At 58.7% G+C, this 1,937-nt stretch carries 2 protein-coding genes; one reads left to right on the top strand and one right to left on the bottom strand.

The features are described 5' to 3' along the window. The coding region (locus tag H5U08_RS17190; protein WP_297035891.1) for a 4-alpha-glucanotransferase at positions 1-699 on the top strand (699 nt) is incomplete at its 5' end. A 31-nt stretch (positions 700-730) separates the two neighbouring features. Here the strand turns inward: H5U08_RS17190 and mtnA are convergent. Further along, complete coding sequence (mtnA, locus tag H5U08_RS17185) at positions 731-1,837, bottom strand: S-methyl-5-thioribose-1-phosphate isomerase (RefSeq protein WP_297035889.1); 1,107 nt, start codon at positions 1,835-1,837, stop codon at positions 731-733. Positions 1,838-1,937 lie beyond the last annotated feature (100 nt).

The raw sequence follows: 1,937 nt of genomic DNA, 5'->3' as shown, positions 1-1,937 counted from the left end.
GACCTGGCAAGAGTCGACCACTTCAGAGGATTTGTGGCCTACTGGTCCGTCCCGGCCGGACATCCGACGGCCGAACACGGAAAATGGGTCCCCGGCCCGGGCGCCCATTTCTTCGAAGTCCTTCTCAAATCCTGGGAAGGTCCATGGCGAGAAACAGCCCCCAACAAGCGGACGCTCCCGATCGTCGCCGAAGACCTCGGCTATATTACCCCGGATGTGATCGCCCTTCGGAAAATGTTCGGATTTCCCGGCATGGCTGTGCTTCAATTTGCATTTGGTCCCTCAAAGGTGGATCAATTCCTCCCCGACCGCGTAGCCCCGGACACCGTGATGTACTCCGGAACCCATGACAACGATACGAGCCTGGGCTGGTTCCAGCACGAGGTGCGCGACGATCCGGAACTTATCGCCCGTCTTCGCCACTACTGCCGGGCGGAACGTGACACCATCAGTTGGGATATGATCGAACTGGCCTTTCAATCCCGCTCAGAAATCGCCATCGTGCCTCTCCAGGACGTTCTGGGCCTTGGTTCAGAGGCCCGGATGAACATCCCAGGGACACCCTCCAACAACTGGCGGTGGCGATTTTCTCCTGCGTCGCTCACCAAGGCCCTGGCCGAGCGACTCCGACGAGTCACGGAACAAACAGGCCGCATGGCAACTTCCCAACCTGCCGCTGCCTCCTTCACACAGTTATGATGAGTCGAAGGAAAGTCGTCTTCACCGGAAATCAGCCGTTCGCGGATGATTTCAGTGCCGCCTGCGGCCCCTGGAAGTTGTCTGCAGCGCCAACTAATACGGCCGCGATGGTGTCACTGTTAACGGGGCGGATGACGCCTTTTTCACAGATGATCGCCGTGACGAGTTCAGCCGGTGTGACGTCGAAAGCGGGGTTGTAGACGTCTACACCTTCAGGGGCAATTGGAATCCCGAACGGACACGTGACTTCCTGCGGATCCCGCTGTTCTATGGGGATCAGCCCGCCATGCGGTAGCTGCAAATCAAACGTCGAACTGGGAGCGGCGACATAAAAGGGAATTCGATGATATCGAGCCAGAACAGCCAGACCATAGGTTCCGATTTTGTTGGCGGTATCCCCGTTGGCAGCGATTCGGTCCGCCCCCACAATCACCGCCTGGACTTTTCCTTCCTTCATGACTTCGGCCGCCGTATTATCGCAGATCAGGGTAACGGGGACGCCGTGTGCTTTGAGCTCCCAGGCGGTGAGCCGTGCCCCCTGGAGGAGCGGACGGGTTTCGTCAGCGTAAACGTGGATGCGTTTTCCCTTCGCCACCGCCTCGTAGATGACGGCCAGGGCCGTGCCATATTCCGCGGTGGCCAGACCACCGGCATTGCAGTGTGTCAAAACACCTGACCCATCTTCGATGAGGCTTTCCCCCCAGCGTCCAATCGCGTGGCATAAAGCCCGGTCTTCCTCGTGAATGGCCCGTGCCTCTTTCAGCAATGCCTTCCGAATCACCTCGGGTGGCTGGCCGCGGAGCGTGTCAGCCCGGCGACGCATGCGATCGAGGGCCCAAAAGAGATTCACCGCGGTGGGACGAGACGAGGCGAGATAAGATGTCACCTCCTCCAGCCGCTGGAAAAAGCCTCGCTCGTCGTTGGGAGCGAGTTTCATTCCCAAGCACAAGCCATAAGCGGCGGCAATACCGATGGCGGGGGCACCACGCACCTGAAGCGTTTTAATCGCTTCCCAGACGGCCCGTTCGTCGCGGCATTCACGAAAGACCACTTCTCGGGGCAACCGCGTCTGATCCAAGATCCGCAGGTTCCCATCAACGTCTCCGATCCACTCCAGCGTGGCCACTTCTCTTGTCATGCCGCTACCCGGGTACCTTTCTGTCCGCCAACTAGTTACATATATGGATGGGGCCCGCGGCTTCAGCGATATTCTGTGTTTTTCCTAGTTTATTTTGTAC

This window comes from Thermogutta sp., assembly GCF_014359955.1.
In the GTDB taxonomy this organism is placed as follows: domain Bacteria; phylum Planctomycetota; class Planctomycetia; order Pirellulales; family Thermoguttaceae; genus Thermogutta.
This window is presented reverse-complemented; position numbering and strand designations above follow the sequence as displayed.